Origin of the sequence: Amycolatopsis pithecellobii, from assembly GCF_009707865.1 — a bacterium.
Classification (GTDB): domain Bacteria; phylum Actinomycetota; class Actinomycetes; order Mycobacteriales; family Pseudonocardiaceae; genus Amycolatopsis_E; species Amycolatopsis_E pithecellobii.
This window is the reverse complement of the sequence record NZ_WMBA01000017.1, coordinates 23,786-47,439: the sequence shown is the minus strand read 5'-3', so window position 1 is coordinate 47,439 and position 23,654 is coordinate 23,786. Positions and strand designations below refer to the sequence as shown.

Below are 23,654 nucleotides of genomic sequence, written 5' to 3'. Positions count from 1 at the left end.
GGAACTGTCAGCCGGCTGGGGGAACGAGCAGCGTCAGCTCGTCGCCTCCTGCAGGGCGACGCCCAGGTCCTTGGCCTCCTCGGCCGAAAGCTCTACGACGAGTCGCCCGCCCCCTTCGAGCGGCACGCGCATCACGAGGCCCCGCCCCTCCTTAGTCACCTCGAGGGGACCATCTCCGGTCCGGGGCTTCATGGCCGCCATAGCGTGCTCCCTCCGTCTCAACCGGCGCGCCCGGGTCGCGCATGTCTGAGCCAACCGGGTGTCACACGCCATTCTCCCTCATCAGCGCGGGCGTGCGTACGCGGACCGATCTTTTCGTGTTTGCATAGGTGCTGGTATGCGGCTCGCCGATCGCCCATGCAGCAGGAGGACCCACGTGATCACCGAAGAAGTGTTGCTCACCGCCGACGCCGACGGAGTGCGGACGCTGACGCTGAACCGGCCGAACGCCTACAACTCGCTCACCGTGGAGCTGAAGGAACGGTTGCTCGCGGCATTGCAGGAGGCCGCGGACGCGCCGGACGTGCGTGCCATCGTGCTCACCGGCTCCGGAAAGGCGTTCTGTGCCGGGCAGGACTTGAAGGAACACGTCGCACGGCTGCAGGCCGGCGACTCGTCGCCGCTGCGGACCGTGCACGACCATTACAACCCGATCGTGCGGACCATCGTGGGGATGCCGAAACCGGTGATCGCCGCGGTCAACGGCCCGGCCGCTGGGGCGGGCGCGGCCTTCGCCTACGCCGCTGACCTGCGGATTGCCGCCGCTTCGGCGAACTTCATGATGGCGTTCGCGAACGTCGGGCTCGGGCCGGACTCGGGCGCGTCGTGGACGCTACAGCGGCTGGTCGGCTACGGCCGCGCCGCCGAGCTGATGCTGCTGGCGCGCACCGTGCCCGCGGACGAGGCGAAACAGCTCGGGCTGGTGGGCGACGTCGTGCCGGACGAGGAACTGGCCGAGCGCGCACATGCGGTCGCGGCGAAACTCGCGGCCGGACCGACTGTCACGTACGCGAAGATCAAGGAAGTGCTGGCCGTTTCCGCGGAGAGCAGCCTCGAGGACGCGCTGCTCGCGGAAGACGCGGCGCAGACCCTGCTCGGCGCGACCGCCGACCACCGCGAGGCGGTCGAAGCCTTTGTCGCCAAACGTAAGCCGGTGTTCCAGGGCAAGTAGTCGTTCAGGTGGCGCGGAAGCAGCCTTGCAGGTGATCGTCGACCATGCCGGTGGCCTGCATCAGCGCGTAACACGTGGTGGGGCCGACGAACGCGAAGCCGCGCTTTTTCAGCTCGCGGGCCATGGCTTTCGATTCCGGGGTGATCGCCGGGATGTCGGCCATGGCCCGCGGGCGCGGGCGGGTGTCCGCGGGCGCGAACGACCACAGCAACTCGTCCAGTGGCCGGTCCAGCTCGGCGACGGCGCGAGCGTTGGTGATCGAGGCTTGAATCTTCGCGCGGTTGCGGATGATCGTTTTGTTCTCGAGCAGGCGGGCGATGTCGTCCGCGCCGAACTGCGCGACCTTCTCCGGGATGAAACCGGCGAAGGCGCGCCGGAATCCTTCGCGTTTGCGGAGAATCGTGATCCAGGACAGGCCGGACTGGAAGGCCTCCAGGCACAGCCGCTCAAAGAGCGCGTCGCGGCCGTGCAGCTCGACACCCCATTCGGTGTCGTGGTAGACGGCGTAGTCGGGGGCGCTGTTGCCCCACGGGCAGCGGGCGATGCCGTCCTCACCGCGTTCGGCGGTCATGCCGCACCGATCGTGTAGTTCTCGGCGAACCGGGCGAACCGCCTCAGTGACTGGCGGAGCCCGAGCATCAGCACCGGCCGGGCCACGGGCCAGCCCAGCCTGCCGACCGGGCCGAACGGCGGTTCGAGGCTCTCGGACCAGACGAAAGTCGAGGCCTGCCCGCCTTTCGCGTGCACGTGGAATGCGCCGCTGCCGCGGATGACGGAGCCGGAGTGCCGGACGGTGCAGCGCACCGGCGGCTCCCATGCGGTGATTTCCATCGTGTCGGTGAAGCCGACACCGTGCAGGCCGGTGAACGCGGACAGCTGCGAGCCGACGCTGCGCCCGTCACCCTGGACGATCCGCACTTCGGTGCCGAGCATCCATTCGTGCTGCCGTTCCCAGTCGGTGAGCGCCAGCCAGGTCGTCCCGGCGGGTGCCGCGATATCAACGGACGTGACGAGGTCGGTCATCTCGAGGACTCTTTTTCCAGCTCGGCGACCCGCGCACGGAGGGAGTCGATCTCGGTGCCGAGCCTGCGCACCACCCAGTCCACTTCGGACATCTTGTAGCCGCGCAGGACAAGTTGGAACTTCACGGCCTGCACGTCGTCGCCCGTGATGTCGCGGACCGGCAGCCTGGTGGGCGAGCTGCCGGGCGGCAGGGGCGCGAGTTCTTCACCGCGGCCGAACACGACTGCGGCCAGCAGGAACACCACCGCCGCCACGAGCAACATGACTACGAGGTAGATCAGCGCGGTCGTCACGCCACGATTGTGACACCCGTGGCCGTTCATGCTCGGTCAGACGGCTACACGTGCCTGGATGCGGGCGGGCGGGGGTGTCATGCTGGGAGTCAGGAGAGTTGGAGGAACCTTGCTGCAGCTGTTGATCCGACGGGTGCTGGCACCGCTGGCGCGCCTGGTCTACCGTCCGGAAGTGCACGGGGCGGAGAAGGTACCGCTGACCGGCCCCGTCATCTTCGCCGCGAACCACCGGGCGGCGGTGGACACTTTCCTGATCCCCATCGTCGCGCCGCGTCCCGTTTCATTCCTGGGGAAAGCTGAGTACTTCACCGGCAGAGGCCCACGGGCGCGACTGTTCGCGGCGTTCCTCCGAGCGCTGAACTACATCCCCGTGGAACGCGGAAACGCCGCGGCGGGCCTTGCCGCATTGGAGGCGGCGCGCAAGGTACTGGACGCCGGTGGGGCTTTCGGGATCTATCCGGAGGGCACCCGATCACTCGACGGACGAGTGCACCGTGGCCACACCGGGGTCGGCGCACTAGCACTGGCCACCGGCGCGAAAGTGGTTCCCGTGGCGCTCACCGGGACGGAGAAAATGCTGCCGATCGGAAAGAAAATCCCCCGGCCGGCCAAGGTCTGCGTCCACTTCGGTGAGCCACTGGAATTCTCCCGGTACGAAGGAATGGAGAACTCACCGGCCATCCGGCGCTCCATTACCGACGAGATCATGTACAAAATCCTGGAATTGACGGAACTGGAATACGTGGACCGCTACCACAAACGCCCAGGCGAAGCAGCATAAAAACCTCGACCACCCACTCAAGGTGAGGTCCCGTTGGGTCTGTCATCCCGGAGCCAGCCCGCCGGCGAGGCATTCTTTTGATCTTCGTGTTGGTCCGGGGGTGGGAGTGGGCGGCGGGTCCCTTGGCCGGCTTTTTGTTGCACAGCGCCGGATGTTCGGGCGGACTGACTTTGTTGGCCCCCCGCTGCTCCTACTTGATCCACTTCCCCACGGTGGGCGGCTTGTGCGCGGTGAAGGTGTCCAGCAATCTCGCCGGGTCGGCGTCCACGGACACCAAATCCCGGAGTTCTTGTTTCAGGAAGCCTTCCGCAACCATGTGGTCCATGAATTGTCGCAGCGGCTGATAGTAACCCGCGACATCGACCAGGCCCAGGGGCTTCGTATGTAAACCCAGTTGCGCCCAGGTCCACACTTCGGCCAGTTCCTCAAGTGTACCGGCACCGCCGGGGAGGGCGAGGAAACCGTCAGCAAGCTCCGCCATTTTGGCTTTGCGCTCGTGCATTCCGTTGGTCACCTGCAAATCGGTGAGCCCGGCGTGGGCGATCTCGGCACGCATGAGGTTTTCCGGGATCACACCGATCACTTCGGCACCGGCCGCGAGTGCCGCATCCGCAACGATCCCCATGATGCCAACGCTCGCCCCACCGTATACGAGACCGATGCCCCGTTCGGCGAGCAGCTTCCCCAGTATCGCTGCCTGTTCAGCGTAAACCGGATCGTTCCCTGTCGAGGAACCGCAGAATACACAGATCCGACGCACTAGTGCGTGTCCTCCCAGGACTTGTAGGCCTCCTGCACAACCCGCACAGCATCGTCGATGTCGTCGGTCAGGTGCAACAATGCCAAGTCTTTTTCGCCGATTTTTCCTTCACCGTAAACGGTATTTTTCACCCAGTCGTACAGCCCGCCCCAGTATGACTCTCCAAAAAGGACAACGGGGAACTTCGTCACCTTCTTGGTCTGTACCAGAGTCAGTGCTTCGAACAGTTCGTCAAGAGTTCCGAAACCGCCGGGCAGGCAGATGAACGCCTGCGCGTACTTGATGAACATTGTCTTGCGGGTGAAGAAATACCGGAAGTTCACCCCGAGATCGACCCAGGGGTTCAGGCCCTGTTCGAACGGTAGCTCGATCCCCAGCCCGACGGAAAGTCCACCGGCCTCCGACGCGCCACGGTTGACCGCCTCCATCGCGCCAGGGCCGCCACCCGTGATGCACGCGAACCCGGCGTTCGCGAGTGCGGCACCGATCTTGCGGCCGAGCTCGTACTCGGGATGGTCACGCGGAGTCCGCGCCGAACCGAACACCGTCACCGCCCGCGGAACCTCGGCCAGCGCGCCGAAACCCTCGACGAACTCGGCCTGAATCCGCAGCACCCGCCACGGATCGGTGTGCACCCAGTCGCTCGGCCCACGCGTGTCCAGCAACCGTTGATCGGTGGTACTGCTCTCCTCGCGGCGACCCCGCCGCAGCACAACCGGCCCCCGGTGCTTCTCGCGCGGGTGCTCGGCGTACTCCTCTGTCTCGTCCATTACCACGAGATTACTGCCGCGCGGAGCGCGTCCGTGAGGGGTGGTGGTCGGGCGAGGGGCTGGCGCGACCTGTCAGAAACTGCCGCAGGACACCGGTTACCTGCCGGATTTCCGCTGCATGAACGAATTCCTCCCGGGTGTGCGCGAGCGTCGGGTCACCGGGGCCGAAATTCACCGCCGGCATCCCCAGCGCCGCGAACCGGGCGACGTCCGTCCACCCCAGCTTCGCCGCCGCCTTCCCGCCCGCCGCCTGCACCAGTTCGGCCGCGGCCGGAGCCGACAAGCCCGGCAGGGCACCCGGCGAAAGGTCCACAACGGACAGATCGAAGCCGTCGAAGATCTCCCGCACGTGCTTTTCCGCCTGCTCGGCCGAACGGTCCGGGGCGAACCGGAAATTGACCGTCAGCACCGCCTCGTCCGGCACCACGTTGCCGGCCACCCCGCCCGACAACCGCACGGCCTGCAACCCTTCGCGGTACCGCAGCCCGTCGATCTCGACATCCCGCGCCTGGTACCCGGCGAGCCGCCGCATCGGCTCCGCCAGCGCGTGGATCGCGTTCTGCCCCATCCACGCCCGCGCGGTGTGCGCACGCCGGCCCGCCGTGCGGAGTTCAACCCGCATCGTGCCCTGACACCCAGCCTCGATGACTGCGTTCGACGGCTCACCGACGACCGCCAGGTCCGCCCGCAACCAGTCGGGCAGTTCCCGCTCGATCCGGCCCAGCCCATTGCGGACCGCGTCGACCTCTTCACAGTCGTAGAAGATGAAAGTCACGTCGTGCCGTGGTTCAGGCAGCGTCGCGGCGAGGCTCAGGAAGACCGCGTCCCCGCCCTTCATGTCGACCGTGCCGAGACCGTGCAAGGTATCGCCGTCGCGCCGGAGTGGCAGGTTTTCGTTGACCGGCACGGTGTCCAGATGCCCGGCGAAGATCACGCGTGACGGCCGCCCAAGGTTCGTGCGCGCGAGCACCGCGTTCCCGTTGCGCACAACCTCCAGATGCCCGGCTTGCTCGGTCAGCGCGGCCTCCACCGCGTCGGCGATCGTGGCCTCCGCACCGGACACACTCGGGATGTCCACCAGGGTCGCGGTGAGGTCCACAGGGTCGGCGTGCAGGTCCATGAAGCGAGAGTAGACGGTGCGCGTACCGTGACAGAGTGCGCACGCGAAAGACCACGGCCGTCCTCGCTCTCGCGCTCGTGCTCGCCGGTTGTGGCACTGAAGCAGGGCCGACACCCAAGGGCGGCCAGGTCGCCACGGACCCGGCCGCGCTCGCGACGAAACTTCGGGTCTACAGCACCGACACCTGCTTCACCGCACCCGAACAGCAAACCCCGAAGGGCTGCCAGAAGTACGTCACCGAACTGGGCGGCAGCCTCGGCATGATCCGCGAGCAGGCCAGTGCGAAACATCCCGAGCTGAACACGCTCGCCGGCTCGCTCGACAAAGCCATCGGGGCCTACCGCGGCGCGCACTGTGACACCGTCGCCGAGCCGGGAAACCCCTGTTCACCGGCGCTGCGTGACATCGCGACCAGCCTGCGTGACATCAAGCAGGTCGTCGACACCCAGGTGGCACCCAGCTGACTCGCGGTCGGTTACCGTGGGGCCGTGAGCGAAGCGACCCCGAACCCCGAGACCACCGGCGCGCACGGCGTCGGGCTGGCGACCGTCGCAGGCGACGGGACCGTGCTGGACACCTGGTTCCCCCACCCGAAACTCGGCCGGCCGGCCACCCCCGGAACGGAGCGGCTCTCCCACGCGCAGGCCGTCGAAGCACTCGGCGCCGCCGCCGCCGCGCTGCTCGGTCCGGATGACGACCGTGGCGTCGAGGTGATCGCGGTCCGCACCGGCATCACCCGCCTCGCCGACGCCCCCGCCGACGCGCACGACGTCTACCTTCGCCTGCATCTGCTGTCCCACCGGCTGGTCCAGCCCCACGGGCAGAGCCTGGACGGTATCTTCGGACTGCTGAGCAACGTGGTCTGGACCAACCACGGGCCGTGTCCGGTGGAGAACTTCGAGGTGACGCGTCTTCGCCTGCGGGGCCGCGGCGCGGTGACGGTGTACAGCATCGACAAGTTCCCGCGCATGGTCGATTATGTGACGCCCGCCGGGGTCCGCATCGGTGACGCCGACCGCGTGCGACTCGGCGCGCACCTGGCGACCGGCACGACCGTGATGCACGAGGGCTTCGTCAACTACAACGCCGGCACGCTCGGTGCGTCGATGGTCGAGGGCCGGATCTCCGCGGGGGTAGTCGTGGGCGACGGCACCGACGTCGGCGGCGGCGCGTCGATCATGGGCACGCTTTCCGGCGGTGGCAAGGAAATCATCTCACTCGGCGAGCGGTGCCTCATCGGCGCGAACGGCGGGGTCGGGATCTCCCTGGGTGACGACTCGGTGGTCGAGGCCGGGCTTTATGTCACGGCGGGCACGAAGGTCATGGTCGAAGGCCGGTCCGTCAAGGCACGCGAGCTGTCGGGCATCGCCAACGCCTTGTTCCGCCGCAACTCCGCCACCGGCGCGGTCGAAGTCGTGCCCCGGCCGGGCGCGACGGTCGAGCTCAACGCCGCGCTGCACGCGAACTGACGTAGCCGTCCGGCCGCACGAGGACGCTGAGCCCGTCGAAAGCGTCGTACCCGGCGAAGGCATGTCCTTCGGTGTCGACGACGTACGCACCCCGAGCCTCCTGGCCGGGACGTAGGACGTTGTAGGTGTGGTCTTCGGCGGGTGCATCACCGCCGAAGACGAGCCTCGTCGCGTGCGGCCCACGGAACAGGTCGAACAGCCGGATACTGTTGCCGCTCGCGTCCTTGACCGGGGCGTCCGGGGCTCGGTCGCCTGCGACGAGCTTGCCGGATCCGGTGCGGTAGCTGATGTCCAGCTGCTGGGTGTCCGCCCCACGCTCGTGTGCACTTTCGTCCCCCTCGGTGTACTTGCGCAGGATCCCGGTGGTGACGCCGAGGACGCGCGCGGCAACCGCCCGGCGCTCGGTTTCGTAACTGCCGAGCAGCTCGGGCGAGCCGTCGGCGAGCTTCCAGCCGAGGTTGTACGCGTCCTGCACCCCGGTGTTCAGCCCCTGGCCTCCCGTCGGCGGGTGCACATGTGCGGCGTCACCGGCCAGGAAGACCCGCCCGGAACGGAACTGCCTCGCCAGCCGGATGTTGGGCCGCCAGACGGTGGACCAGGTCAGCCGCGACAACCTGACTCCACTCGACAGCTCGTCGAGCTTGGCCTGCAACGTCTCCAGGGACGTCGAATCGTCGTCCTCGGTCATCGGCGCGGCGAACTGGAACAGCCCGGTGCCCGGCAGAGGACTGAGCATGATGCCGCTCATCGGCTGAGCCTCCTTCGCGAACCAGTACCCGTAGGCAGGGTCGAGATCGGCCGCGACATCGCCGAGCAGCATCCGGATCGACTCATCGGTGACGCCCTCGAAGGGAATTCCGAGCGTCTTGCGCACGAAGCTGTGCCCACCGTCGGCACCGACGAGATAGGACGCCCGCACCACCTCTCCGCTCGACAGGGTCACGGTCACACCATCGTCGTCCTGGTGGAACCCGGTGACCGCGGTACCGAGCTCGACGTGCACGCCGAACTCCGCGAGCCGCCGGCGCAGGATCCCCTCCGTCTGCGACTGCCCGAGCACCCACGCGTTCGGATAGGGCGTACCGGATGAGGGCTCGCGCAACGGCGCCATCCGCCGCTCCGTCGAGAACTTCCCATCGAGATGGACCCGGAAGGCCGGGGTCGACATCCCCGCGGCCAGCACCTCGTCGATCACCCCCAGGTCGTCGAACACCTCCAGGGTGCGCGGCTGGATCCCGTCCCCGCGCGACCCGGCCAAGTGCTCACCCGCTTTGTCGACGATCCGCACCTCGACACCCCGGCGGGCGAGCTCGATGGCCACCGTGACCCCGGTCGGTCCGCCTCCTGCGATCACTACCCTCATTTCATGAACCCCTATTCACTGAATTACTATTCACTGAAACTGGATTCAGGATGCACCCTGCTAGCGTTCCGTGTCAAGGAGGTGCGGTGAAGCGCAAGGAGAAAGCGGCCGAAACGGAGGCCGCGCTGAAGGAGGCGGCGAAGCGGTTGTTCGCCGACCGCGGCTACCTGAACACCAAGATCACCGACGTCACCACGGAAGCGGGACGTGCGGCCGGCTCCTTCTACAACCACTTCGCGAGCAAGGAAGAACTCCTCGAAGCGCTGCTCGCGGATGTGTCCGCGGAAAGCGACAAGATCACGACGAGGACCGGCCACAAAGGCGACTTCTCCGACCCGGACGCGATCCGCTGGCATGTCCGGGCGTTCCTGGACCTCTACCGGAAGAACGCCCCGACCATGCGAGCCCTGCGGCAGGCGGCTCTGGTGAGCGACACGTTCGCGGACACGCTCGCGCGCTTCGGCGCGGACGAGGCGGCAGACGTACTCGACCATCTCCGCGGGCTAGCACTGCCGGCGGATCCCCGCACCACGTTCACGATGATGTCCGCACTCGTCGACAACTTCGTCCAGCAGTGGCCCGCCGTCCTACCCGGACTGTCCGAAGAGGACGTTGTGGAAGCGCTGACTCGCTTCCTCTACCGGGGTTTCACCGGTAAGGACTACTGATCGGGGAGCTCAGCCCAATCGCTCGGCCGCCGCCTCGACGCGCTCGTCCGTCGCGGTGAGTGCGACGCGGACATGCTTGCCGCCGCGCGGACCGTAGAACGTGCCGGGCGCGACGAGAATGCCCCGCCCCGCGAGCCACGCCACGGTCTGCCAGGCGTCCTCGCCCCTGGTGGCCCACAGGTACAGCCCGGCTTCGGAGTGGTCGATCTGGAAACCGTTGTCCAGCAACGCCTTCTGTAGCACGAGCCGGCGCCGCGCGTAGCGTTCACGTTGCGCCCGCAGCACTTCGTCGTCGCCGAGCGCGACCTTCATGGCCTCCTGCACGGGACGCGGCACGATCATGCCGGCGTGCTTGCGTACCTCCAGCAACCGCGCGACCACCGCGGGGTCACCGGTGACGAACCCGGCGCGGTAGCTGGCGAGGCTGGCCGTCTTGGACAGCGAATGCACGGCGAGCAGCCCGTCCATCCGGCCGTCGTTGACCGAGGGATGCAGGATCGAAACGGGTTCCCCGGTCCAGCCGAGCGCGAGGTAACACTCGTCGGAAACCACCAGCACGTCACGCTCGCGCGCCCAGTCGACCACCTTGCGCAGGTGCTCGGGGCCGAGCACGCGGCCGGTCGGATTGGACGGTGAGTTCAGCCAGATCATCGCCGGGCGCATCGGCCCGAGCGCGACCAGACTGTCCGCGCGCAGCACGGACGCGCCGGCGAGCAGCGCCCCAACCTCATACGTCGGGTACGACAGCTCCGGGATCACCACGGTGTCCCCGGCACCGAGGCCGAGCAGTTTCGGCAGCCAGGCGACGAGTTCCTTGGACCCGATGGTGGGCAGCACGGCATCCGGTTCGAGGCCGGTCACCCCATGGCGGCGCCGCAGCGCGTCGATCGCGGCGGCGCGCAACGCGGGCGTGCCGTGTGTCTGAGGATAGCCGGGGATCTCCGACACCGACGCCAGCGCGTCCCGGATCGTGGGGGCGACCGGATCGACCGGTGTGCCGACAGACAGGTCGACCACACCGCCCGGGTGGGCGGTCGCGGTCGCTGCGGCCTCGGCCAGGGTGTCCCAGGGAAAATCAGGCAGTGCGATCATTCGCCCTGCGGGGGCAGGTCCTTGATCCACTGCGGGTCGTCACTGGTCTTGCCGACCTTGGAAGCGCCACCGGGGGACCCGAGTTTGTCGAAGAAGTCGACGTTGGCCTTGGTGTAGGCGGCCCAGTCGTCCGGGACGTCATCCTCGTAGTAGATGGCTTCCACCGGGCACACCGGTTCGCACGCACCGCAGTCCACGCACTCGTCGGGGTGGATGTAGAGCATCCGGTCGCCCTCGTAGATGCAGTCGACTGGGCACTCGTCGATGCACGCCTTGTCGAGCACGTCGACGCAGGGCTCGGCGATCACGTAGGTCACTGCGCACTCCTGCTGTGTGAATGAGATCCAGCTACGACCTCGGACATTACGCGTTCCTGACGGGGCATTCCCAGGTAAGGCCACCCTTATTCAGGCACACTGTCCTCATGCACCCCGCCGAGACCATGGAGCTGTCCTGTGCCGACGCCTGGCGTGCGGTGACCGAGGAAGACCTCGGCGCCTGGCGGCTACGTGCGGCTTCGGGTTTCACCGGCCGCGCGAACAGCGCACTGGCCGTCGGGGACGCAGGTGTGCCACTGTCCGAAGCGCTGGACCGGGTTTGTGAGTTCGCCCACGTGCATGACATCCCGCCCGTCGTGCAGACAGTGGTCGGCAGCGCAACCGAGCGCGCGGTCGAGGCGGCGGGCTGGGTGCCGAACACCGCGCACGCCGCGGGGCATCTCGTCTCGGTGCTCACCGGGCCGCTGGGCGGCGGCGACGACGCGGTTTCGTTCCTGCCCGAACCGACGCGGGCCTGGTGGGAACTGGTCGCCGGAACGCCGGAACCGACGCCGGCGCAACGACATGTGCTGACGACCGGCGAGATCGGCCACGGCATGGCGGGGGTGACGGCGGGCGCGGTCCGGGCGGCGGTGGTCGGCGAGCTGCTGCACATCTCGCGGCTGGCCGTGCGCCCGGCACACCGGCGGCGCGGGCTCGCGCGGGCGCTCATGTCCGCGGCCGGGTCCTGGGCGGCCCGGCGCGGGGCGGCGCGATGCGTGCTGCAGGTCTCCGTGGACAACGCGCCCGCGCTGGCGTTGTACGAACGCCTCGGGTTCACCGAACACCATCGGTACCGGTACTGGGTTCCGGCGTGGAAGGATCGCTTCCTGTGAAGGTTGTCGTAGTAGTCGGCGGGGTCGGCGGAGCCCGGTTCCTGCTCGGTGTGAAGGCCGCACTCGGCCTGCCCGCCATCGGACCCGGTGAAAGCCCCCATGAGGTCACCGCGCTGGTGAACACCGGTGACGACGTGTGGATGCACGGGCTGCGGATCTGCCCGGATCTGGACACGTGCATGTACACCCTCGGCGGTGGAATCGACACCGAACGCGGCTGGGGACATCAGGGCGAAACGTGGGTGGTCAAGGAAGAGCTGGCCGCGTACGGGGCCGAACCGAGCTGGTTCGGGCTCGGCGACAAGGATGTGGCCACGCACCTGATCCGCAGCCGGATGCTCCGTGCCGGCTACCCGCTGTCCGCGGTCACCGAGGCGTTGTGCGACCGGTGGCAGCCCGGGGTGCGCCTGCTGCCGATGAGCGACGACCGCGTCGAAACGCATGTCGTGGTGGACGATCCGGACGAGCCCGGCAGCCGCAAGGCGATTCACTTCCAGGAATGGTGGGTGCGGTATCGCGCCGGGCTGCCCGCGCAGTCGATCGTGCCCGTGGGCGCGGAGGAGGCGAAACCGGGGCCCGGTGTGCTCGAAGCGATCGCCGAGGCGGACGCGGTGCTGTTCGCGCCTTCGAACCCGGTGGTGTCGGTCGGCACGGTGCTGGCGGTGCCCGGCGTCCGGGAGGCACTGCGCAAGACGGCCGCCGGGGTGGTCGGCGTGTCCCCCATCATCGGCGGGAAAGCCGTGCGGGGCATGGCGGACGAGTGCCTGACCGCGATCGGCGTGGAGACCTCGGCGGAAGCGGTCGGCCGGCATTTCGGTTCACGACAGACCTCCGAGGACGGCCTGCTCGACGGGTGGCTGGTGGCCTCGGGGGAGTCGGTCCACGTGCCAGGGGTGGCCGTGCGCGCCGTGCCCCTGCTGATGACCGATGTGGAGGCGACCGCGGCGATGGCCCGCGCGGCGCTCGAACTGTCCGGAGTGGACTTTGAGTGAACATTCCGTTGACCGCCTGGAGATCCTGCCGGTGGCAGGGTTGCCGGAGTTCCGCCCTGGTGACGATCTGACCGGCGCGATCGCGAACGCGGCCCCGTGGCTGCGCTCCGGTGACGTCGTCGTGGTCACCAGCAAGGTCGTGTCGAAGATCGAGGGCATGCTGATCCGCGTGCCTTCCGACCCCGAGGAGCGCGACGCCGTCCGGCGCGAGTGGGTGGAGAAGGAGGCCGTCCGAATCATCGCCCGGTTCGGCCGCACCCTGGTCACCCAGAACCGCATCGGTGTCGTGCAGGCCGCATCCGGGGTTGACGGGTCCAATGTGGACAAGGGCGAGATTGCGCTGCTCCCGACCGATCCGGACGCCTCCGCGCTCGCATTGCGCAACGGGCTGCGGGAACGCCTCGGCGTGGAGGTCGCCGTGGTCGTCACCGACACGATGGGCCGGGCCTGGCGCGTCGGCCAGACCGACGCGGCGATCGGCTCGTCCGGCTTGAAGGTGCTGCACTCCTACGAGGGCGAGGTCGACGGCCAGGGCAACGAGCTGCAGGTGACCGAGATCGCCGTCGCCGATGAGGTGGCCGCGGCCGCGGACCTGGTCAAGGGCAAGCTGAAAGCGACCCCGGTCGCCGTCGTTCGTGGACTGTCCCTTGTGGACGACGGTTCGACCGCGCGCAAGCTGGTGCGCCCGGTCGAGGAGGACATGTTCCGCCTCGGTGTCGCGGAGGCGATCGCGCAGGGCCGACGTGAGGCCGTGCTCGTGCGCCGGTCGGTGCGCGAGTTCACCGACGAGCCGGTGGATCCGGTACTGCTGCGGCGTTCCATCGCGGCCGCACTCACCGCGCCGGCCCCGCACCACACGAAGCCGGTCCGGTTCGTGTGGCTGCGTGACCGTGGGCTGCGCACCAAACTCCTTGAAGCGATGCGGGAATCGTGGCTCGCCGATCTCCGCGCGGACGGGTTCACCGACGAACAGCTTGCGAAACGGGTCAGCCGCGGGGAAATCCTGTTCAACGCGCCCGAGGTGGTGCTGCCGTTCCTCGTACCCGAAGGCGCGCACACGTACCCGGACGCGCGCCGGAACGACTGTGAGCGCACGATGTTCACGGTCGCGGGCGGCGCGGCGGTACAGGGCTTGCTGGTCGCGCTGGCCGCGGAGGAACTCGGCTCGTGCTGGATCGGCTCGACGATCTTCGCGGCCGACGTCGTGCGCGAGGTGCTCGGGCTGGAGACGAACTGGCAGCCGCTCGGCGCCGTGGCGATCGGGCATCCCACCACCGCGGCCGGGGTGCGTTCGCTCGGCCAGCCGGACGGGTTGGTGGAACTGTGAGCCCGCGCCTCGACGCGATATCCACTTTGGACAAATGGCGGCCCGCGCCGGGTGCACAGGAGTCGCTGCGGCAGGCTTTCCTCGGTTTCCTTGCCGCACGGGAGGATTCCTGCCTGCGTTCGTGCGAGGCGGGGCATGTCACGGCGTCCGCGGTGGTGCTCGACGCGGACCGGTCCCGGGTGCTGTTGACGCTGCATCCGCGGGTGGGCCGGTGGCTGCAGCTGGGCGGGCATTGCGAGCCCACGGACACTTCGCTGGCCGGCGCGGCTTTGCGTGAGGCGCGGGAGGAGTCGGGAATTCCGGACCTGTGGCTGGAACCGGAGCCGGTGCACCTGGACGTTCATCCGATCACGTGCTCACTCGGAGTGCCGACCCGGCATTTCGACGTGCGGTTCGTGGTGCAGGCCCCACGCGGGGCGGAACCCGTGCGCAGCGCGGAGTCCGACGACCTGCGCTGGTGGCCGGTCGATGCCCTGCCCGACGGTTCGGAGGATCTCGCGGAACTGCTGGCGGCCGCCCGATGATCGTGTCCGTCGACGCCACTTCCGCCGTGCCGCCCTACGAACAGGTCCGGTCTTCGCTGGCGGCGGAGATCAACGACGGCCGGCTCGCGGTGGGGACGAAGCTGCCGACTGTGCGGCAGCTGGCCGCCGATATCGGCATCGCGCCGAACACGATCGCCCGCGCGTACCGGGAACTGGAAGAGGCGGGCCTGATCGAGACACGCGGCAGGGCGGGCAGCTTCGTTTCCTCGTCGGGTGACGAATCCCGCCGCCTGGCAAGGGATGCGGCGTCCACCTACGCGGCGACCTGCCGAGCGCTGGGGATTTCCGCTGCCGAGGCGCTCGCGATCGCGAAAGCCGCGTTGAACGTCACATAGCCCGGTAGTCGCGAATCGCCAACCGCGGCCCGAACCGGGGACGCGTGTGGCCGGCCGCCTCCAGATACCGCACGGCCCGCTGCCGCTGCGGGGCATACGGTGCCAGCACTTCGGCCAGTCCTTCGTCGTCGAGCGGCTCGCCGAGTAGCGCGTAACCCACGATCGCCGGAATGTGGAAATCGCCGAAACTGACCGCGTCGGCGTCGCCCCAAGCACGTTGCGCCACCTCGGCCGCGGTCCACACGCCGATCCCCGGCACCTTCCGCAGCAGCGCCCGGCCTTCGGTGCCACGAAGTTCCGCCGCACGCTCCAACCGATGCGCGACCTGCGCGGCGAAGATCAACGCGCGACGCCGGGTCAGATCGACGCCGGCCCGATGCCATTTCCAGTCCACAATGGACATGATGGCGCGCGGCGTCGGCGGCACGCGCATGCCGGCCGGCACCGGGCCGGGCGCCTGCTCGCCGTACCACCGGCACAGTTCACGCCACGACCGCCGCGCCTCATAGCCGGTGACCTTTTGCTCGAGCACCGCGGGAATCAGTACGTCGAAGACCCGCCCGGTCGCGCCGAACCGGAGGCCCGGCATGGACCGGCGCGCCCGCGCCACCGCGTCGTGGTGCGCGACGAACTCGCTGTCGTCATCGTCCGCACCGAGCAACGCCGGGACGCCGTCGAGCAACCTGTCCGCGCCCGGCCCCCATGCCTGGCCCTCGATCTCACCGTCGGAAAACCGCCGCAGCGCAAGCGTTCCCGGCCCGTCGGCGGTGTTGCCGGTCAACCACGTGACCCCGGATTCCTCCGCCCGGAAGCACGGATCACCCTTGCCGCGGCGGAGCGGAGCCAGGACCCCGCCGAGGTCCACAGTGAACGGTGGCCGGTACCGCATCAGCAGTCGCTGGAAAACCGGATCGAGGCGTCGGGCAACGTGATCTCCGGCCACACCCGGGCGCCGTGCAGCAGTTCGCAACCGGCACCGACGCTCGCACCGTCGCCGAGCACGACCCCACGCAGCACCGCGCCCTTGCCCACGATGGTGCCGTTGCCCAGCACCGAATTCTCGACGGTCGCGTCCTCGGCGACCTTGACGCGGTCGAACAGCACCGACCCCGTCACCCGCGCACCGGCGGCGATCGCGGAACCAGGGCCGATCGTCGATCCCCCTGAGACGGTCGCCCCGCCGGCGACCTTCGCGCCGTCGAGCACCAGCGACTCCCCGACCGGGCCCGGTAGCGCCGATGTCGGCGCAAAACCCCGGACAAGATCGGCCGAACCACGCACGAACGCTTCCGGCGTGCCGACATCAAGCCAGTACGACGCGTCCACGAAACCGTGCACATACGCGCCGTCCGCGAGCAATCCCGGGAACGTCTCGCGTTCGACCGACACGCGCCGCCCGGCAGGAATGGACTCGACCACCGACCGGCGGAAGACGTAGCAACCGGCGTTGATCTGATCCGTCGGCGGATTCGGCGTTTTTTCCAGGAAAGCGGTCACTCGCCCGTTTTCGTCCGTGGGAACCGAACCGAAGCGGCTCGGATCATCCACCCGCTGCAGGTGCAGCGTCACGTCGGCCGACGCCTTGCAGTGAGCGTCCACAAGAGCGCCGAGATCGGCGCCCGACAGGATGTCACCGTTGAAGATCACCGCGTGCTCGGCGCGCAGCCGGTCATGGACGTTGCGGATCGCACCGCCGGTGTCCAGCGGTTCGTCCTCCACGACGTACTCCAGCTCGAGGCCGAGCGAAGCGCCGTCACCGAAGAACTCTTCGAAAACCTCGGCGCGGTAAGAAGTACCGAGCACGACGTGGGTGATGCCCGCGGCGCGAATCCGGGACAACAGATGCGTCAGGAACGGCACCCCCGCGGTGGGCAGCATCGGCTTGGGAGCGGACAACGTGAGCGGCCGCAGGCGGGTGCCCTTGCCACCCACGAGCACGACGGCATCGACATCTCGCGTGGGCGTCACAACTTCCTCCCGTCATTGAGCACCGGCCGGGCGACAAGCCGCGCAAGTTGCTGACGGCGGCACCCCGGAGGGCCTACCCTAGACAGCACACGGGCGGCCCTGGTCGGAGAGGGCCTCAGGTCAAGTCGGGAGGCCGAGGGGATGGACCCCCGCGAACGAGCGGACGCGTTGCTGGCCCGGGCACGGGCGCGCGGCGCTTTCGTGGTGACGCCCGAGGATGCGGTCTCGCCGATGGACGCGTCGAACACGCAGCAGATTCCCCGGGCGGTGGTGGAGCGGATCGACCACGAAGGTGACCCGGACACCACCGCCGTCGTGCCCTCGTCGGTGATCGAATCGGTGCAGGGCAGCCTGGAGGAGAAGCCGGGCACCCGGGTCATGCGGCCCGTCGCACGGGAGCCGTATGAGCAAGAGGTCGATGGCCTCATCCCCACCACCACACAGATCACCGGCCGTTCCGAACTGTCCCGTCGCCTCGAAGGCTTCTAGCGGCTACTGCCCGCGGGTTTCGAGCTTGAGCCGCACCGCGAGCCCGAGCTTGATCGCGGCGAGCACCGGTTTCCACGCCGGACCGCGGTGACGGTCGGCGAGGTAGCGATACGCGCTCTCGTGGTGCGCGGCCAGCATTTTCTTCGGTGCCCGGGAAGTCGCGGTGCCACCGACATGCGTTACCGCGGCCGAGGGCACGTACACGTTCTGCCACCCGGCGCGGCCGATGCGTTCGCCGAGGTCGACGTCCTCGAAGTACATGAAGTAGCGCGAGTCGAAACCCTCCACGGAGTCGAAGGCCTCGCGGCGGAACAGCTGGCAGGAACCGGAAAGCCAGCCGGAGGTGCGTTCCACCGGTGCGCGTTCCTGGCGGTAGGCGCGGGTCCACGGGTTCGCCGGCCACACCTTCCCGAACAGCGCGTGCCCGATCCCACGGCCGAGTGATGGCAGTAACCGCGCTGAGGGATAGACCGTCCCGTCGGGATCCTGGATGAGGGGGCCGAACGCGCCACCGCGCGGCCAGCGTTTCGCGGCGTCGAGGAGGACGTCGAGCGAGCCGGGCTCCCACTCGAGGTCGGGGTTCGCGACGACGACCCAGCCGTAGCTGTGGTCGAGCTCGGCGACCCCGCGGTTGGCGCCCCCGCCGTAGCCGAGGTTCTCGCCGATCCGCAGCAGGTGAACGTAGTCCCGCTGCGCGGCCCGGTCGAGCGCTTCGTCGGTGGAGTCGTTGTCGGCCAGCACCACACGGACGTCCCCGGTGGTCGCCTTCTCAAGGCTGTCGAGGAAACGGTCCAGCTCGTCGCCGGGGAAGTAGGTCACGACGACCACGGCGACGCCGTCGCCATAACGTGTCGACTCGGTCACCCGGCTCATTGTGCCGGGTTCACGGATGATGTTGCGCCGGGGTATGCGTCAGGCCTCGGCCGCGAGGAGGCCGGCGATCCCGAGAAAGCAGACACCGGTGGCGACGTCGAGCCGCCGCTGGGCGCGGGCCTTGATTCCGCGCGCACCCAGGACGCTCCCGACCGTGATGTAGCCGAGCCCGACGACGAGCTCGATGCCGAGAGCCCCCGCACCGAGCAGGACGAGACCGTCGGCGCTGGTGGTGAACTGGGGCAGCAACGCGGCGAACATCAGCAGCGCCTTCGGGTTGCTGATGGCGACCACGAATTCCTTCGTGACCACCGGCCACACCCCGCGGGCCGCCGGCGGGTCCACCACCCCGTTCGCGATCGGCGACCGGAGCGCCTGCCGCACCGCGGAGATCCCGATCCACGCGAGGTAGACGACGCCGACCCACTTGATGACCGTGAGGGTGGCCGCCGATGCGGCGAGCACGGCCCCCAGTCCGGCCGCGACGAGCCCAACCAGGACCGCCAAAGCCGCGAGCCGCCCACCGAGGCCGGCGATCGCGGGACCAGGCCCGTACCGGACCGCGTTGCTCAGGCCGAGCAACTGGTTCGCACCAGGCATGAGCGAAACGAGTGTCGCCGTAGAAAGGAAAGCCACCCAGTTGACCACATTGGGGAGCGTACTGTGCCGTTCGTTAATAATCCGACCACAGTCACGGCGATCCGGCTTGCGTGGCAACGGTTACGTGCTGCTTGGGGTCTGCCTACTTTTGGTCGGATTAGTAACTCCTTGCTACGGCCGAGAATCCGGTCAGGACGGAACGGGCAGACAGGTGTGCGCCGTGGGACACCGCCGGTGTGTCACGCGGCGCACCGCGTCATTCAGCGACCGCGTGGGAAAGCGTCGTACCCCTGCGCCACGATGAGCCGATGTCAGTGCACGCGTTCATCGACGAGTCCGGCCGGGGCCGCCGCTATTTCATTTGTGCTGCGGTCGTCGAGCCTGCCGAGCTGGCGCCTGCACGCAAGCGGCTGTCCGGGCTGCTCCTGCCCGGCCAGCGGGAGTTGCATTTCAAGACCGAGAAACCGCCACGCCGGCGGTTGCTGGCAGACCGAATCGCCGAGCTGCCCGTCGCCACCAACATCTACGAAACCGCGTGCACGCCGAAAACGGAGGAACAGGCTCGTCAACGGTGCCTGGAGCAGGCGATGAGCGACCTCATCGAGCGGCGCGCTCACCGTGTCGTGCTGGACAGCCGGGAGGAACAGGACCGACACGACAGGACGACGATCTATCGCGCGCTGGGTCGGCAGGGAACCGAGCTGGCACACGAACATCTGAACTCCGCGTCCGTGCCGCTGCTATGGATTCCCGACGCGGTCGCATGGTGCTACGGTGCCGGTGGCGACTGGCGCCGCCGGGTCATGCCGGTCGTGTCGAAAGTGATCGAGGTCTAGACAGCGCAAAGCCCGCGACACGACCGTCCGGACGCACCACGGGCTCACTTCTCGGCCCTAAGGGGGCCTCGCACCATCGAGGCTACCACCCGAGCACGCCCACCTACCAGCCACATATTCCGGAAACTCCCAGGCCAACCGACGCGACTCGGGCCGCGCAGTACCGCGGTGGCCAGCTATCGCCTGTCAAGAGTGTCGTACCCCCAGGTCACCATAGGCCGATGTCAGTGCACGCCTTCGTCGACGAGTCCGGACGCGACAGTTCCTACATCGTCTGCGTCAGCATCGTTGATCCGGCGCAACTCGGGCCGGCTCGGCGGCAGTTGTCTTCGTTACTGCTTCCAGGACAGCGCGAGCTCCACTTCAAAAAGGAGAAGCCGCGGCGGCGGCGTTTGCTCGCCGATCGGATCGCCGCGCTCCCCACGACTTCGTGGATCTACGCAACATCGTGCACTCCCAAGACTGCGGAGCAGGACCGCCAGCGATGCCTCGCCGAGGCGGTCCGTGATCTGCTCGCTATCGGTGCGCGCCGGGTGGTGATCGACAGCCGGCAGGAGCAGGACCGGCACGACGAGGCAACCATCTACGAAGGACTGGGCGGTCGGCCGTCGGAAACGGGCGTGGTTTATGAGCACCACGAATCGACGTCGACGCCGCTGCTGTGGATTCCCGACGCCGTCGCGTGGTGTTACGGGGCGGGAGGCGACTGGCGACGCAGGATCGAATCCGCGGTCGCCAAAGTTGCAAAGGTCTAGACAGCGCAAAGCCCGCGACACGACCGTCCGGACGCACCACGGGCTCACTTCTCGGCCCTACGGGGGCCTCGCAGCGTTGAGGTTATCACCTCCGCCGGTGGGCGAGCCAGGCCTTTTCGTACACCTCGCGGTGCCGTTCGGCGCTGGTTGCCCACGAGAACTCCTTCGCGCGCAGCAAAGCGGCTTCGGCGAGGGACGCTCGGCGGGCGCCGTCGTCGAGGAGTTCCGTCAGGGCCGCAGCCACGTCACCCGCGCCGACACCGCAATACGCGACCGCGTCGCCGCCGACTTCCGGTAAGGACAGCCGCCGGGTGGTCAGGACGCACGCGCCGCACGCCATGGCCTCCAGCACCGGCAGGCCGAAACCTTCGCCGAGGCTCGGGTACGCCACCAGCTCCGCCCCGCCGAGGAAACCCGCCAGCGTGTCGAACGGCAGGTACCCCGCCCGGATCACCCGCAGCCGCAACGGCACCGCCTCCAGTGCCTTTTCCACCTGCGTGTCCCAGCCCGGCTGCCCGGCAAGCACAAGCGCCGGCGCGTCACCACGCCGTTCGACCGCCTTCGCGAAGCCGCGGATCAACGCCGGCACATTTTTCCGCGGCTCCAGCGCCCCCAGAAAAGCGATGTACGGTCCCGTATCCACGCCGATCGCCGCGCGGGCCGCCTTGATCTCGACCGCCGACGGGGGATGAAACCGCTCCACGTCCACACCGTGCTCGATGATCTCCAGCTGCCGCGGCCGCGCCCGCGTCACGCGCAACAACTCGGCGGCCGTCGCGTGACTCGGCACCACACATGCTGCCGCGCGCCGCAGCGCGGTGGCCGTCCAGCCGCGGAAAAACCGCGCCTTCACCGAGGAATGCAGTACCGCGTCAGTGAAAAACGTCGCGTCGTGCAAGGTGACCACTGAGGCGGCGGAGTTCGCGAGCGGCATCGTGTAGTGCGGCGAGTGCACGACCTGCACGTTCAGCCGCCGCGCGAGCATCGGCAGGGTGGTCTGCTCCCACACCAGCCGCGCCGTCCGGGTGACGGTGGCAGGCCCGGCCGGCACGATGCGTGACCGTGGGGCGAGCTCGGCGAACAACTCGCTGTCCCGCGGCTGACACACCACGCTGACCGGCGCGCCCGCGGCGTCCAGCGCCTGCGTCAGCGAATCGACATAGCGACCGACCCCACCCCGGTCCGCGGGCACGGCGGTCGCATCGATCAGGACGCTCGGTTCGCCTCTTCCCACCTGTGCAGCCTACGACCGTACCGGGTGAGTTTGGTCAAGAACTCACGATCCTGCGCCCTGGTGAACACCCCACACAGCCTCCGCGGCACGTTCCCACGAAAACCGCGCCGCCCGCGCGCGTCCGGCCGCGACCAGCTCAGCTGCCTTCGCCGGCGCCGAGAGCACCTCCCGCAAACCGGCCGCGAGCGCCTTCGCATCCCCGCGCGGCACGCACACGCCGGCCCCACCGGCGACTTCCACCAAGGCCGGCGCGTCCGAATGCACCACGGGCACACCGGCAGCCATCGCCTCCAGCACCGGCAGGCCGAAACCCTCCGCGAGACTCGGCGCCGCCAGCACGCTCGCCCGGCGCAGGACCGTGGCCAGCACGTCGTCGGAAACCCGGCCGAGCACTCGCACCCGGTCTCCGCGCGGCGCGACCCCGCCCCATCCCGGCTGACCAGCCAGCACCAGCGGCACCTCCAGCTCGGCCATAGCGTCGAGGAGCACGTCGATACCCTTGCGCGGTTCCAGCGTGCCGACCGCCAGTACGTAATGTTCCGGCAGGTCTGCGACGTCCACACCGGACGACAACGCCGCCGTGACCCCATGCCCGGCCACGCGCACGGGCACCCGCACGGGCACCCACCGCCGGAGGTCATCGGCCACGGCCTGCGTCGGCACTATCAGTCCACGTGCCCGCCGCGCCGCGCGCCGGATCATCGCCCGGTGCCAGGCGACGCCGCGCGGGGTGAGAGTCCCGGGATGCGTCCACGGCACGGTGTCGTGCACCGTCACCGACACCCGCCCCCTCGGCGGCGCGAGCGGGGTCGGCGCGTGCACCGCGTCACCGCCTGGCCAGTACGGCACGCCGAGTTGCCACGCCGCGACCAGCGCACGCGGCGGCAGCGCCAGCACGCGAACACCGTCGACCGGCACGTCGGAGCGGCGCGCCACGACACCGGCGACCTCCCAGCCGGGCGGCGCGGTCACGGCCAGCGCGCGCAGCAGCTCGGCGGTGTAGCGCCCGGTCCCGCCGGGGACGGGCGCGAGCAGCTGCTCGGCGATGACCACAAGTTCCGGCACGAGCCGTATTGTGCTCGCCGTGACCGAGGTCAGCTCGACGGTGGTGGTCGTGACGTGGCGCGGCGCCGGGCACATCACCGCGTGCCTCGACGCACTCGCCTGCCAAGATCGTCCACATAGGACACTAGTGATCGACAACGCGTCCGATGACGGCACTGCCGCACTGCTCGCCGCGCACCCGTCGAAACCACGAATCGTGCGGCTGCCACGCAACAGCGGTTACGCCGGCGCGATGGACGTGGCATTGTCGCTTGTGGACACTCCGCTGCTGGCCTGGCTCAACGACGACGCCGAACCGGCCGCGGACTGGCTCGGCGCACTCGAAGACGCGCTCGGTGCCGCGGCCGCGGCCGGCGCACGGCTCGAGCGCCCGGACGGGGCCACCCAGTCCCTTGGCGTCCACCTCACCGCGGATGGCTACGGCGCGGATGCGGCCAGCGAGCCGGTGTTCGGTTTCTGCGGTGGCGCCGCGCTTCTGCGCACTGATGTCCTCCGGTCGATCGGCGGCGTCCCGGCGAGCTTCTTCTGTTACTACGAGGACACGGATACGGCGTGGCGCCTGCGCCTCGCGGGCCACGACATCGTCGCCGTCCCCAGCGCACGGGTGACCCATCGTCACGGCGTCAGCACACGGCCTGGTTCACGGCAGTTCCACCGCTGGAACGAGCGCAACCGGCTGCTGACGCTCATCCGCTGCGCCCCCGCCGCCGTCGCCGTCCGCGAACTGGCGCGCTTCGCCGCGATCACCGCCGTCCTTCCCGTGCGACGGAATGTCCCGCGCGCGGCGAACTTCCGTGTGTCGCTGCGCTTTCAGGTTGTGGCCGAGGTCATGCTGCGGCTGCCCGCGGCCTTGTGGGCGCGGCGGGCCATCGGCCGGTTCGCGACCGTCCCGCGAGGGCAGGTCTGGCGAAACTGGGCCGATCGCTAAGCTTCGGCGACAGATCCGAGCAGGGAGGGCGCGGTGGCTCAGGG

General features: G+C 68.9%; 30 protein-coding genes. 14 read left to right on the top strand and 16 right to left on the bottom strand.

Annotation, left to right across the window (positions count from 1 at the left end; genetic code table 11):
- Positions 1-33: 33 nt before the first annotated feature.
- Complete coding sequence (locus GKO32_RS13725) at positions 34-201, bottom strand: DUF3117 domain-containing protein (protein ID WP_081617745.1); 168 nt, start codon at positions 199-201, stop codon at positions 34-36.
- Positions 202-376: 175 nt separating this feature from the next.
- On the opposite strand from GKO32_RS13725, the gene GKO32_RS13720 reads away from it, so the two are divergent.
- Positions 377-1,171, top strand: coding sequence for an enoyl-CoA hydratase-related protein (locus tag GKO32_RS13720; RefSeq protein WP_312867882.1), 795 nt, complete (start codon positions 377-379; stop codon positions 1,169-1,171).
- A gap of 4 nt (positions 1,172-1,175) precedes the next feature.
- Here the strand turns inward: GKO32_RS13720 and GKO32_RS13715 are convergent, their stop codons facing one another.
- From GKO32_RS13715 to GKO32_RS13705, 3 genes are read right to left on the bottom strand one after another with little or no spacing between them, the layout of a single operon-like run.
- Entirely contained in the window at positions 1,176-1,742 is a 567-nt protein-coding gene (locus tag GKO32_RS13715) for a DNA-3-methyladenine glycosylase I (RefSeq protein ID WP_154757226.1), read from the bottom strand.
- Positions 1,739-2,194 carry an SRPBCC family protein gene (locus tag GKO32_RS13710; protein WP_154757225.1) on the bottom strand — a complete coding sequence of 152 codons (456 nt, stop codon included), beginning with the start codon at positions 2,192-2,194 and terminating at the stop codon, positions 1,739-1,741. Before GKO32_RS13710 ends, GKO32_RS13715 begins: the two co-directional genes overlap by 4 nt.
- Positions 2,191-2,487: a DivIVA domain-containing protein gene (locus GKO32_RS13705; protein WP_312867881.1), complete on the bottom strand. Its 297-nt coding sequence runs from the start codon at positions 2,485-2,487 to the stop codon at positions 2,191-2,193. The genes GKO32_RS13710 and GKO32_RS13705 overlap by 4 nt, the downstream gene beginning before the upstream one ends.
- A gap of 109 nt (positions 2,488-2,596) precedes the next feature.
- Here GKO32_RS13705 and GKO32_RS13700 point away from each other — a divergent pair, with 109 nt between their 5' ends.
- Positions 2,597-3,268 carry a lysophospholipid acyltransferase family protein gene (locus tag GKO32_RS13700; protein ID WP_154757223.1) on the top strand — a complete coding sequence of 224 codons (672 nt, stop codon included), beginning with the start codon at positions 2,597-2,599 and terminating at the stop codon, positions 3,266-3,268.
- A 190-nt stretch (positions 3,269-3,458) separates the two neighbouring features.
- Here GKO32_RS13700 and GKO32_RS13695 read toward each other — a convergent pair whose 3' ends face one another.
- Genes GKO32_RS13695 through dapE form a run of 3 tightly spaced genes read right to left on the bottom strand, consistent with a single transcriptional unit; the run spans position 3,459 to position 5,918 of the window.
- Positions 3,459-4,028, bottom strand: coding sequence for an LOG family protein (locus GKO32_RS13695; protein WP_312867880.1), 570 nt, complete (start codon positions 4,026-4,028; stop codon positions 3,459-3,461).
- Positions 4,028-4,798: an LOG family protein gene (locus tag GKO32_RS13690; protein ID WP_154757221.1), complete on the bottom strand. Its 771-nt coding sequence runs from the start codon at positions 4,796-4,798 to the stop codon at positions 4,028-4,030. The genes GKO32_RS13695 and GKO32_RS13690 overlap by 1 nt, the downstream gene beginning before the upstream one ends.
- A 10-nt stretch (positions 4,799-4,808) precedes the next feature.
- Positions 4,809-5,918 (bottom strand): succinyl-diaminopimelate desuccinylase, encoded by a 1,110-nt coding sequence (gene dapE / locus GKO32_RS13685; RefSeq protein ID WP_154757220.1) that lies wholly within the window; start codon positions 5,916-5,918, stop codon positions 4,809-4,811.
- A gap of 35 nt (positions 5,919-5,953) precedes the next feature.
- On the opposite strand from dapE, the gene GKO32_RS13680 reads away from it, so the two are divergent.
- Positions 5,954-6,382: a hypothetical protein gene (locus tag GKO32_RS13680; protein ID WP_208024398.1), complete on the top strand. Its 429-nt coding sequence runs from the start codon at positions 5,954-5,956 to the stop codon at positions 6,380-6,382.
- 24 nt (positions 6,383-6,406) lie between these two features.
- Positions 6,407-7,387 carry a 2,3,4,5-tetrahydropyridine-2,6-dicarboxylate N-succinyltransferase gene (gene dapD, locus GKO32_RS13675; protein WP_312867879.1) on the top strand — a complete coding sequence of 327 codons (981 nt, stop codon included), beginning with the start codon at positions 6,407-6,409 and terminating at the stop codon, positions 7,385-7,387.
- Here the strand turns inward: dapD and GKO32_RS13670 are convergent.
- Positions 7,362-8,750, bottom strand: a complete 1,389-nt coding sequence (locus tag GKO32_RS13670; RefSeq protein ID WP_154757219.1) for an FAD-dependent monooxygenase — start codon at positions 8,748-8,750, stop codon at positions 7,362-7,364. The two genes, dapD and GKO32_RS13670, sit on opposite strands and share 26 nt — an antisense overlap.
- 50 nt (positions 8,751-8,800) lie before the next feature.
- On the opposite strand from GKO32_RS13670, the gene GKO32_RS13665 reads away from it, so the two are divergent.
- Complete coding sequence (locus GKO32_RS13665) at positions 8,801-9,418, top strand: TetR/AcrR family transcriptional regulator (RefSeq protein WP_154757218.1); 618 nt, start codon at positions 8,801-8,803, stop codon at positions 9,416-9,418.
- 9 nt (positions 9,419-9,427) lie between these two features.
- Here GKO32_RS13665 and dapC read toward each other — a convergent pair whose 3' ends face one another.
- Together dapC and fdxA are read right to left on the bottom strand one after the other, a co-directional pair.
- A complete protein-coding gene (dapC, locus tag GKO32_RS13660) occupies positions 9,428-10,510 on the bottom strand; it encodes a succinyldiaminopimelate transaminase (RefSeq protein ID WP_154757217.1) in 1,083 nt (360 codons plus the stop codon).
- Positions 10,507-10,827, bottom strand: a complete 321-nt coding sequence (fdxA, locus tag GKO32_RS13655) for a ferredoxin (protein WP_139100190.1) — start codon at positions 10,825-10,827, stop codon at positions 10,507-10,509. The genes dapC and fdxA overlap by 4 nt, the downstream gene beginning before the upstream one ends.
- A 107-nt stretch (positions 10,828-10,934) precedes the next feature.
- Here fdxA and GKO32_RS13650 point away from each other — a divergent pair, with 107 nt between their 5' ends.
- The 5 genes from GKO32_RS13650 to GKO32_RS13630 are packed head-to-tail and all read left to right on the top strand — an operon-like array spanning position 10,935 to position 14,862.
- Positions 10,935-11,663 carry a GNAT family N-acetyltransferase gene (locus GKO32_RS13650; RefSeq protein ID WP_154757216.1) on the top strand — a complete coding sequence of 243 codons (729 nt, stop codon included), beginning with the start codon at positions 10,935-10,937 and terminating at the stop codon, positions 11,661-11,663.
- Positions 11,660-12,655, top strand: coding sequence for a 2-phospho-L-lactate transferase (gene cofD, locus GKO32_RS13645; protein ID WP_166459535.1), 996 nt, complete (start codon positions 11,660-11,662; stop codon positions 12,653-12,655). The genes GKO32_RS13650 and cofD overlap by 4 nt, the downstream gene beginning before the upstream one ends.
- The gene (locus tag GKO32_RS13640; protein ID WP_154757214.1) at positions 12,648-13,982 is read left to right on the top strand and encodes a coenzyme F420-0:L-glutamate ligase; all 1,335 of its coding nucleotides are present in this window, start codon (positions 12,648-12,650) and stop codon (positions 13,980-13,982) included. The genes cofD and GKO32_RS13640 overlap by 8 nt, the downstream gene beginning before the upstream one ends.
- Positions 13,979-14,506 carry an NUDIX hydrolase gene (locus GKO32_RS13635; protein ID WP_312867878.1) on the top strand — a complete coding sequence of 176 codons (528 nt, stop codon included), beginning with the start codon at positions 13,979-13,981 and terminating at the stop codon, positions 14,504-14,506. Before GKO32_RS13640 ends, GKO32_RS13635 begins: the two co-directional genes overlap by 4 nt.
- The gene (locus tag GKO32_RS13630) at positions 14,503-14,862 is read left to right on the top strand and encodes a GntR family transcriptional regulator (protein WP_154757213.1); all 360 of its coding nucleotides are present in this window, start codon (positions 14,503-14,505) and stop codon (positions 14,860-14,862) included. The genes GKO32_RS13635 and GKO32_RS13630 overlap by 4 nt, the downstream gene beginning before the upstream one ends.
- Here GKO32_RS13630 and GKO32_RS13625 read toward each other — a convergent pair.
- Together GKO32_RS13625 and manB are read right to left on the bottom strand one after the other, a co-directional pair.
- Positions 14,855-15,751 carry a DNA-3-methyladenine glycosylase family protein gene (locus GKO32_RS13625; protein ID WP_154757212.1) on the bottom strand — a complete coding sequence of 299 codons (897 nt, stop codon included), beginning with the start codon at positions 15,749-15,751 and terminating at the stop codon, positions 14,855-14,857. The two genes, GKO32_RS13630 and GKO32_RS13625, sit on opposite strands and share 8 nt — an antisense overlap.
- Complete coding sequence (manB, locus tag GKO32_RS13620) at positions 15,751-16,830, bottom strand: mannose-1-phosphate guanylyltransferase (RefSeq protein WP_312867877.1); 1,080 nt, start codon at positions 16,828-16,830, stop codon at positions 15,751-15,753. Before manB ends, GKO32_RS13625 begins: the two co-directional genes overlap by 1 nt.
- Before the next feature lie 141 nt (positions 16,831-16,971).
- On the opposite strand from manB, the gene GKO32_RS13615 reads away from it, so the two are divergent.
- Positions 16,972-17,319 carry a hypothetical protein gene (locus GKO32_RS13615; protein ID WP_166459537.1) on the top strand — a complete coding sequence of 116 codons (348 nt, stop codon included), beginning with the start codon at positions 16,972-16,974 and terminating at the stop codon, positions 17,317-17,319.
- Between the two features lie 3 nt (positions 17,320-17,322).
- Here the strand turns inward: GKO32_RS13615 and GKO32_RS13610 are convergent, their stop codons facing one another.
- Both GKO32_RS13610 and GKO32_RS13605 read right to left on the bottom strand, forming a co-directional pair.
- Positions 17,323-18,192: a glycosyltransferase family 2 protein gene (locus GKO32_RS13610; protein ID WP_154757211.1), complete on the bottom strand. Its 870-nt coding sequence runs from the start codon at positions 18,190-18,192 to the stop codon at positions 17,323-17,325.
- Between the two features lie 39 nt (positions 18,193-18,231).
- Positions 18,232-18,840 carry a LysE family translocator gene (locus GKO32_RS13605; RefSeq protein ID WP_312867876.1) on the bottom strand — a complete coding sequence of 203 codons (609 nt, stop codon included), beginning with the start codon at positions 18,838-18,840 and terminating at the stop codon, positions 18,232-18,234.
- Positions 18,841-19,100: 260 nt separating this feature from the next.
- Between GKO32_RS13605 and GKO32_RS13600 the strand changes: the two genes are divergently transcribed.
- Together GKO32_RS13600 and GKO32_RS13595 are read left to right on the top strand one after the other, a co-directional pair.
- Positions 19,101-19,628 (top strand): hypothetical protein, encoded by a 528-nt coding sequence (locus GKO32_RS13600; RefSeq protein WP_154757210.1) that lies wholly within the window; start codon positions 19,101-19,103, stop codon positions 19,626-19,628.
- Between the two features lie 221 nt (positions 19,629-19,849).
- Positions 19,850-20,383 (top strand): hypothetical protein, encoded by a 534-nt coding sequence (locus tag GKO32_RS13595; protein WP_154757209.1) that lies wholly within the window; start codon positions 19,850-19,852, stop codon positions 20,381-20,383.
- Positions 20,384-20,468: 85 nt separating this feature from the next.
- Here GKO32_RS13595 and GKO32_RS13590 read toward each other — a convergent pair whose 3' ends face one another.
- Positions 20,469-21,617 (bottom strand): glycosyltransferase family 4 protein, encoded by a 1,149-nt coding sequence (locus GKO32_RS13590; protein ID WP_312867875.1) that lies wholly within the window; start codon positions 21,615-21,617, stop codon positions 20,469-20,471.
- A gap of 42 nt (positions 21,618-21,659) precedes the next feature.
- Positions 21,660-22,682 carry a glycosyltransferase family 4 protein gene (locus GKO32_RS13585; protein WP_312867874.1) on the bottom strand — a complete coding sequence of 341 codons (1,023 nt, stop codon included), beginning with the start codon at positions 22,680-22,682 and terminating at the stop codon, positions 21,660-21,662.
- Here GKO32_RS13585 and GKO32_RS13580 point away from each other — a divergent pair.
- A complete protein-coding gene (locus GKO32_RS13580; protein WP_154757207.1) occupies positions 22,663-23,610 on the top strand; it encodes a glycosyltransferase family 2 protein in 948 nt (315 codons plus the stop codon). The two genes, GKO32_RS13585 and GKO32_RS13580, sit on opposite strands and share 20 nt — an antisense overlap.
- Positions 23,611-23,654: the final 44 nt, after the last annotated feature.

Excerpts from the sequence above, each read along its gene's own strand:
- GKO32_RS13670 (WP_154757219.1), bottom strand. The coding sequence starts at position 8,750 with ATGAGGGTAGTGATCGCAGGAGGCGGACCGACCGGGGTCACGGTGGCC.
- GKO32_RS13725 (WP_081617745.1), bottom strand. The coding sequence starts at position 201 with ATGGCGGCCATGAAGCCCCGGACCGGAGATGGTCCCCTCGAGGTGACT.
- GKO32_RS13690 (WP_154757221.1), bottom strand. The coding sequence starts at position 4,798 with ATGGACGAGACAGAGGAGTACGCCGAGCACCCGCGCGAGAAGCACCGG.
- GKO32_RS13665 (WP_154757218.1), top strand. The coding sequence starts at position 8,801 with ATGCACCCTGCTAGCGTTCCGTGTCAAGGAGGTGCGGTGAAGCGCAAG.
- dapE (WP_154757220.1), bottom strand. The coding sequence starts at position 5,918 with ATGGACCTGCACGCCGACCCTGTGGACCTCACCGCGACCCTGGTGGAC.
- GKO32_RS13580 (WP_154757207.1), top strand. The coding sequence starts at position 22,663 with ATGACCACAAGTTCCGGCACGAGCCGTATTGTGCTCGCCGTGACCGAG.
- GKO32_RS13625 (WP_154757212.1), bottom strand. The coding sequence starts at position 15,751 with ATGCGGTACCGGCCACCGTTCACTGTGGACCTCGGCGGGGTCCTGGCT.
- GKO32_RS13610 (WP_154757211.1), bottom strand. The coding sequence starts at position 18,192 with ATGAGCCGGGTGACCGAGTCGACACGTTATGGCGACGGCGTCGCCGTG.
- GKO32_RS13615 (WP_166459537.1), top strand. The coding sequence starts at position 16,972 with ATGGACCCCCGCGAACGAGCGGACGCGTTGCTGGCCCGGGCACGGGCG.
- dapC (WP_154757217.1), bottom strand. The coding sequence starts at position 10,510 with ATGATCGCACTGCCTGATTTTCCCTGGGACACCCTGGCCGAGGCCGCA.
- GKO32_RS13710 (WP_154757225.1), bottom strand. The coding sequence starts at position 2,194 with ATGACCGACCTCGTCACGTCCGTTGATATCGCGGCACCCGCCGGGACG.
- GKO32_RS13715 (WP_154757226.1), bottom strand. The coding sequence starts at position 1,742 with ATGACCGCCGAACGCGGTGAGGACGGCATCGCCCGCTGCCCGTGGGGC.
- GKO32_RS13650 (WP_154757216.1), top strand. The coding sequence starts at position 10,935 with ATGCACCCCGCCGAGACCATGGAGCTGTCCTGTGCCGACGCCTGGCGT.
- GKO32_RS13600 (WP_154757210.1), top strand. The coding sequence starts at position 19,101 with ATGTCAGTGCACGCGTTCATCGACGAGTCCGGCCGGGGCCGCCGCTAT.
- GKO32_RS13595 (WP_154757209.1), top strand. The coding sequence starts at position 19,850 with ATGTCAGTGCACGCCTTCGTCGACGAGTCCGGACGCGACAGTTCCTAC.
- GKO32_RS13630 (WP_154757213.1), top strand. The coding sequence starts at position 14,503 with ATGATCGTGTCCGTCGACGCCACTTCCGCCGTGCCGCCCTACGAACAG.